This is a genomic window from Vibrio sp. 10N.222.46.A1, assembly GCF_041473595.1.
Classification (GTDB): domain Bacteria; phylum Pseudomonadota; class Gammaproteobacteria; order Enterobacterales; family Vibrionaceae; genus Vibrio; species Vibrio tasmaniensis_A.
Genome location: NZ_JBFRSN010000839.1, coordinates 1 through 7,097, shown reverse-complemented (window position 1 = coordinate 7,097; position 7,097 = coordinate 1). Strand labels below are relative to the sequence as shown.

The following is a 7,097-nucleotide window of genomic DNA, read 5'->3' as shown; positions in this document are numbered from 1 at the left end:
ACGAGCGCCTTCTTCACCACCAGAAACACCCGTACCGATGAAGTGGATGCCTTTCTCGCGAAGAGCGGCAACACGACGGTTAGTGTCTGGGAAGTTAGTGTTACCACCATCAATGATGATGTCGCCTTTGTCTAGAAGTGGTACAAGCTTGTCGATGAACGTATCTACAACATCACCAGCACGAACCATAAGCATCACTTTACGTGGCGCTTCTAGCTTCTCAACTAGCTCTTCTAGAGAGTAAGCACCAACAATGTTAGTACCTTTAGCTGGGCCTTCTAGGAACTCGTCTACTTTCGCAGCAGTACGGTTGTGAGCCACAACTTTGAAGCCGTGGTCGTTCATGTTTAGGATAAGGTTCTGACCCATTACTGCTAGGCCAATTACACCGATATCACCTTTCATTATTTTATCTCCTTGCGGCTATTCGCACTTATGCGATAGCACTTGCTGCATTTGAATCTAGGAACCACTCTGTCTCACCAGTTTTAGACTGGATTTTCGCTGCCGGGTAAGGCAGTTCTGAAGCAGGAGTTGTATGAATTTCTTTAACGATCTCAACTTTACCTGCACCCAGTACTAGGTAGCTGATTCGTTTTGCTGCTTCTAAAACTTTCGCTGTTTTAGAAACACGGATCTGGCCCGACTCTGGGTGAGAAGCTAATACAGATAGGTTCTCATCTTGGTAGTCAGTTACACCCGGGAATAGTGAAGCTGTGTGGCCGTCTGCGCCAACACCTAGCAGGATCCAATCGAAAACAGGCGTGCCGTTTTCTGTTGGAATCACGTCTGCCATCTCTTTCGCGAAACGCTCTGCTTCTGCTTTTGGCTCATCTTCACCACGGATGCGGTGGATGTTTTCAGCAGGAAGGTTCACGTTCGAGAAAAGTAGCGCGTTCGCTTCGCCGAAGTTGCTTTCTGCATCATCAGGTGCAACGCAACGTTCGTCGCCCCACCAGAAATGAAGGTTATTCCATTGAATGCCTTCTGCGTATGGCGCTTGAGCTAAAAGCTTGAAAAGCATTTTTGGCGTGCTGCCACCCGACAATGAAATGTGAACAGGCTTGCCCTGCTCGCTGTAAGCTTTCATTTCGTTTGCTAGGTTTTCAACGACTAATTCAGGCGTTGCAAAGATCTTGTGATTGATCATAGTTCGCAGTAATCCGTATCTGTTAAGTTTTTGCATGGGAAACGCCATGCGCGGCCATCACGCTGCAGAAGCTCATCGGCTTCTTGTGGGCCCCAAGTACCACAAGCATAGCCAAACAGTGCTTGAGGGTCTTGCTTGAAATCTAAGATCGGTTGAACGTACTTCCAACATGCTTCTACTGCATCGGTACGTGCAAACAGAGTCGCATCACCGTTCAGTGCGTCAAGAAGAAGACGCTCATAAGCCGTTAGCATCTGAGTCTCAGGCAGATCAGAGTAAGAGAAGTTCATTTTCACTTCTTTTGCTTTGAAACCTGCACCTGGCTCTTTCAAACCAAAGCTCATCTGAATACCTTCATCCGGTTGGATACGGATAATCAGTTTGTTCTCTGGTGCATCTTGACCAAACACTGGGTGTGGTGTGTTCTTAAAGTGAATCACAATTTCAGTCACACGTGTTGGTAAGCGTTTACCCGTACGTACGTAGAAAGGAACACCATTCCAGCGCCAGTTATTGATGTGTGCTTTAAGACCAATGTACGTTTCAGTACGAGAGTCGTCTGCGACACCATGCTCTTCACGGTAACCTAGTAAGTGCTGACCACGAACATCTGATGCTGTGTACTGACCTAACACTAAGTCTTTACGCAAATCATCTTCTTCTAATGGTTTCAGACACTGAAGTACTTTAACCACTTCATCACGAATAGAATCTGCATTGATTTGAGCAGGTGGCTCCATACCAACCATTGCTAGCACTTGTAGCAGGTGGTTTTGGAACATGTCACGAACTGCGCCAGAACCATCGTAGTATCCGCCACGTTCTTCAACGCCAAGGAACTCAGCACCTGTGATTTCAACGTATTCAATGAAGTTACGGTTCCACAGAGGTTCAAACATCGCGTTTGAGAAACGAAGCACTAGAAGGTTTTGTACCGTTTCTTTACCAAGGTAATGGTCGATACGGTAGATCTGGTGTTCTTGGAAGTGATGATGGATCTCTTCATCCAGCGCTTGAGCTGATGCTAGATCGTAACCAAATGGCTTCTCAATAATCAGACGACGCCAGCCGTTCTTCTCATCGTTTAGGCCATGTGCAGCAAGGTTTGCTGGAATCACACCGTAAAGGCTTGGCGGGGTTGCCAAGTAGAACAATGTGTTATGGTTTTCGAATTGGTAGTCTTGCTCAAGCTTATCCAGACGTTGTGCTAGACGAGCGTAATCGTCTACATCTGAAGTGTTGATCGCTTGATAATGCAGATGTTCAATAAATGCATTCAGCGTCTCTGGCTCAGTTTTTTCCATTTCCTGAAGAGACTTCTTCAGCTTCTCACGGTAAGACTCGTCGCTGTACTCAGTACGGCTCACTCCAAGAATCGCAAAGGATTCTGGAAGTTGATTGCTAGCATACAGGTGGTACAAAGCAGGAATTAACTTGCGGTAAGTTAGATCTCCCGACGCACCAAAAATAACGATGCTGCTGTTTTCAGGTATTACCATCATCTTTCCTATAAAAACAAGGTTTTTAGTATTCGCCAAAGGTATCAGCGACATACGAAAATAGATAATAGGTCTTGGCTATTACATCAATAGCGAGTGCCTATTACACTTGAGAATGCGTTTGGTAAACGAGGGTGAAAGCTATCACCTCTATTCGGGACAGTATTGTCTATGAGTATTTGATTTACATCAACCACTGTGAAAGCAATCGATTAAATATTGACTGATTTCGAACAAATTATAATCGATAAGTCAGCTGTTCTATCTGGAAGAAGAAGCAAATCGGCATTCTCAAACATTGTAGTCAAGAAAGAACGGTATCTGGTCGGTGGAGTGAGCAATAAGAAAGGGAGAAAAAACCAAAACCAGCTTACTCAACTGGCTTTATATTTATTTGATAGCATCGCGTTTATCTTTGTGACTTGTTGTCGCTAAATCTATCTTCTAGCTTTGTTGTAGCAGCGTTCTGGGCGACCTACTGACCCGTAATTTAAGTCAGCCACTAACTCGCCAGTCGTGATAAGGAATTCCAAATAGCGTCGAGCGGTGGTTCGGCTTGCTCCAATGCGTTCGCCTGCCTCATCCGCAGTAATATCAGCGATGTCGGCTTGTTGGAAAATAGCTCTAATTTTATCAAGCGTTACACCATCGATCCCTTTAGGTAACGTAGAAACCTTTCGAGAATCTGCCTTGGCATTGGCTTGGAGCATCTTGTCGACCAAGCCTTGGTTTAAGTCAGACACACTTTCAAACTCTTGCTGCTGTGACTGATACTTTTTCAGTGCCGCTTCCAAACGAGGAAACATCACAGGTTTCAGTAAATAGTCGACGACTCCACCACGCATCGCCTGTTGCAAGGTGTCGACATCTCGGGCAGCAGTAATCAAAATCACATCACATCCCTGATTACTACCACGAACGTGGTTCAAAATATCAAGTCCGCATCCGTCCGGTAGATACACATCCAATAAAACCAAATCAGGCTTTAAGATGTCCAATTGCATTAATGCTTCAGACTGTGTGGTCGCAATCCCGACCACATCAAAGCCTCCCATCTGTTCTAAATAACGATGGTGAAGCTCTGCAATCGCAATATCATCTTCAATGACCATGACTCTCGTGATTGCGTTCATTTATGTTCTTCCTTTAACCATGCTTTTTCCGTCACTACGATCTTTACTCGATCGCTCCGTGCTCAATTATTATTGTTGTTCTTCTTTCGGTAAATACACCGTCATGCGTGACCCAAAATCAGGGTTATCAACCATTTCTAATTGCCCTTGATAACGATCTGCAAGTTGCTTAATGAGATACAAACCAACACCTCTGTTCTGCTTCGCTTTGCTCGATACGCCTTTTTCGGTGAGTGCTTTGGTCGCCAAGTCTTTCGGCAAACCACAGCCCTTGTCTTCTACTTCTACGATAATTTCATTGCCAAAATCGCTGATCGACACATCGATTACGCGACGAGCTGGTGCTATTGGCCCTTCTTGTTTAATTGCCATCATGGTTGCATCAAACGCGTTATCAATCAGGTTGCCAAGAATCGTCACGACATCCTCTGCGTTTAACCAAGCGGGTAATGCCTCAAGCCTTGACCCCTCTTCAACTTTAAGCTCCAAACCAATCTCTCGAGCTCGCTCTGTTTTGCCTAAAAGCATGCCTGCAATCAATGGATCTTTCACTGTCTCTCTTAAGAACTCAATTAAGCTCTGGTAATGAGCGGTTTCTTGACCAATCAATTGTTGAACAGAATCCAGCTCGCCCATTTGAATCAAGCCACTAATGGTGTTTAGCTTATTTTGATGCTCATGGGTTTGCGAACGCAGTAGATCAGCATACTCTTTGGTTTGTGAGAGCTGGTCTGTTAAATCGTTGATTTCATCTCGCAATCGGAAGCTGGATACCGCCCCTACCACCTCACCAGCCACTATAATTGGGCTGCGATTAGCAATGATTCGCTTATTGTTCAGGTACAGCTCAACATCGTGATCGGTATCGCCAGTCGATAACAGCTGTTCTAAGTCACTGCCCGCTAATACATCTGATAGACGTTGCTGATTGAGTGCTTTATCTCGGTCTATGGACAAAATATCGCACGCGCTTTTGTTTATTGAGCGCAAAATGCCGTTCTTATCAATGCTCAAAATACCTTCTTTCACGGTACTCATAGTCACATCAAGTTCTACATATAAGCGGCCAATTTCTTCAGGCTCAAAGCCTAAAATAGCGCGCTGAAAACGGCGAGACACATAGCTTGAAATCACCGCATTGACGGCAACCACCAGCAACGCCATCACAATCAAAAAGGCTAAGTAAGGTTCAATTCTGTCTTGTAACGAGTCCAACAAGTAGCCAACCGACACCACGCCAATGACAGTGCCTTGTGGGTCTTTAACCGCGGATTTACCACGGACAGAAAAACCAAGTGATCCTTTGGCCGTCGACACATAAGATTCACCCAACACCAATGCTTTTTGGTTATCACCACCGCGCATGGGTTTACCAAGCCGGTCATCATAAGGGTGAATCATGCGGATACCTTTATCATCTCCCACAACGATAAACGCCGCGCCAATGAGCTGGGTAAGGTTTCGAAATTTAACTTGAGTTTCTTCAGACAGAACGTAGGGAGCGCCATTAGGGCCCATCGTTCCATTTTCTTGAATAATGCTGGTGACAAGTGGCGATTCAGACAGAAATTCAGCAACACCTAACGCTTTCAAACCCATCTCTTGTTCTTGAGATTGTTTGATGTAGTAAAAACCAGCACCTGAGAGTATCAAAAGCTCAACAAGGCCAGTGACCGTCATGATAATCAGTAACCTTTTACGGAAACTGATACTGCTCCATTTCATATTCCACCGTCCCTAGTGTTAGACGAATGATGTTAACACTAAGTTAACCGCATGACCTTTCTAGCTATGCGAATTTGTGACTGTTACTCAACTAAATAATTGAGCAGATTGTTAATTGATAATCCTTTACGTTATTCATTTCGATTAATCGTTCATTTTTAGAACGGATTAGCTTAAAAAGCAAAGTAAACGAATGAATATTGAGCTAGATCACTAAGCTTTTAGGTGTTTTTTAGGTTGTTTAAAATAAATACAATTATAATAGTTGCATATGAAGGGGTTCGTTGTTGCCAAGCCATAAGTCCTCATTTTCAGACCGCGCTTTAAATCGAAATTTAGGTTAACAAAAAGGCAACAACCCTTCGCTCACTGGACGTATCTATAACTAAAAGTTGCACGCTCGTCGTTACGATTGTTGAACAAACAGGTTACCTACCTAACCTCATTCATACATCTCTATTTACGCGACAGGCCAGTAGACAACTCAGAGGTGACTGATAAATCAGCACCCAATAATAAAACATTGATGAGCAGGAAGTATCGATCAGTGGCAACGTCCGATAGAAACAGGATAAAAAACATAACGTATAAACATTGTTGAAAAGGAAACCAGGCAATGAAACGCGATAACTTTGGAATTTGTCTTACTAAGACTATGCTGTTCAAACACTTACAATCGACTTTTACTCATGTAAGAGCCTATGAGAAAGACGGAACCTCTCCTCTTGATCTCAAGGTATTGTTAGCGTTCCCGCAAATGTCAGGTAGAGATTTATTACAAACAATGCAAGGTTCAAGACAATTGGTGTGGCGCGCCGATCACCATTGTCCTAGCTTTAAATAAGCCACTTCATTTTGTAAGAACACTTCTATACTGAACTTAAAGAGCACGCTTTGTCGTGCTCTTTTCGTTTCAGTGATCTTTGTTGCTCGCATCACGTACTTTATTACATTAACTTAACGAGTTATGAGGGTTTATAATCCTGTGAGACAATCATCTCAAGACAAATGACTATCACCCTGTTAGCATTAGAGCTAATACTCTAAATGGTATTTAATGCAGATGACCAAACCAAAATTCCGACACCTTGCGCTCGCCAGTATGCTTCTCGGCACATTTGCTTCGCCAGTTTTCTCTGCCCCGCTCACTTTTTCTGAAGCGTGGCAAATATTGCAAGAGAACAACAACTCACTTGCAGCTCAACAAGCTAACGTTGAGCGTTATCAACACCTTCAGAATTCAACCAGCAGCCTTAATCTACCTTCGATCACCTTGGGGGCTAACTACACGCACCTTGATAGTGATGTGACAATTAATGGTGAACAGTTCAAAAATAGCTTAAGCGGCGTGCCAAATTTAGGTGCAGTTGGAGGTATTCTTCAGCCTATATTAAGTGGGCTTGGCGGTGTTACCTCAACCATCACCGAACAAGACATCTTCAGCTCTTCCATCCGTGCTATTTGGCCTATCTTTACTGGCGGACGAATTACCGCTGCGCAAACTGCTGCCGAAGGTAAAAGCGAAGAAGCGCAAAGCCAACTTCTGATGGAGAAACAGGCTCGCTACGAAGACTTAAGTAAATATTACTT

The 7,097-nt window shown here is 44.0% G+C and carries 7 protein-coding genes; 2 read left to right on the top strand and 5 right to left on the bottom strand.

Features of this window, described 5'->3' with window-relative positions; genetic code table 11:
- The 5 genes from AB4496_RS20820 to AB4496_RS20800 form a co-directional block, all read right to left on the bottom strand.
- Positions 1-405, bottom strand: a 405-nt coding sequence (locus AB4496_RS20820) for an NAD(P)-binding domain-containing protein (protein WP_372131841.1), incomplete at its 3' end; no start/stop codon positions are given.
- A 28-nt stretch (positions 406-433) separates the two neighbouring features.
- Positions 434-1,150, bottom strand: coding sequence for a 6-phosphogluconolactonase (pgl, locus tag AB4496_RS20815; protein WP_012603788.1), 717 nt, complete (start codon positions 1,148-1,150; stop codon positions 434-436).
- Positions 1,147-2,649 carry a glucose-6-phosphate dehydrogenase gene (gene zwf / locus AB4496_RS20810; protein WP_029222938.1) on the bottom strand — a complete coding sequence of 501 codons (1,503 nt, stop codon included), beginning with the start codon at positions 2,647-2,649 and terminating at the stop codon, positions 1,147-1,149. The genes pgl and zwf overlap by 4 nt, the downstream gene beginning before the upstream one ends.
- A 437-nt stretch (positions 2,650-3,086) precedes the next feature.
- Positions 3,087-3,782: a response regulator gene (locus tag AB4496_RS20805; protein WP_009846579.1), complete on the bottom strand. Its 696-nt coding sequence runs from the start codon at positions 3,780-3,782 to the stop codon at positions 3,087-3,089.
- Between the two features lie 69 nt (positions 3,783-3,851).
- Complete coding sequence (locus AB4496_RS20800) at positions 3,852-5,462, bottom strand: sensor histidine kinase (protein ID WP_170962726.1); 1,611 nt, start codon at positions 5,460-5,462, stop codon at positions 3,852-3,854.
- 661 nt (positions 5,463-6,123) lie between these two features.
- Between AB4496_RS20800 and AB4496_RS20795 the strand changes: the two genes are divergently transcribed.
- Together AB4496_RS20795 and AB4496_RS20790 are read left to right on the top strand one after the other, a co-directional pair.
- A complete protein-coding gene (locus tag AB4496_RS20795) occupies positions 6,124-6,351 on the top strand; it encodes a hypothetical protein (RefSeq protein WP_009846577.1) in 228 nt (75 codons plus the stop codon).
- A gap of 213 nt (positions 6,352-6,564) precedes the next feature.
- Positions 6,565-7,097 (top strand): TolC family protein (locus AB4496_RS20790; protein ID WP_372087771.1); only part of this gene is annotated, 533 nt, incomplete at its 3' end.

Coding starts and splice junctions, on each gene's coding strand:
- AB4496_RS20795 (WP_009846577.1), top strand. CDS start 6,124: ATGAAACGCGATAACTTTGGAATTTGTCTTACTAAGACTATGCTGTTC.
- pgl (WP_012603788.1), bottom strand. CDS start 1,150: ATGATCAATCACAAGATCTTTGCAACGCCTGAATTAGTCGTTGAAAAC.
- AB4496_RS20800 (WP_170962726.1), bottom strand. CDS start 5,462: ATGACGGTCACTGGCCTTGTTGAGCTTTTGATACTCTCAGGTGCTGGT.
- AB4496_RS20805 (WP_009846579.1), bottom strand. CDS start 3,782: ATGAACGCAATCACGAGAGTCATGGTCATTGAAGATGATATTGCGATT.
- zwf (WP_029222938.1), bottom strand. CDS start 2,649: ATGGTAATACCTGAAAACAGCAGCATCGTTATTTTTGGTGCGTCGGGA.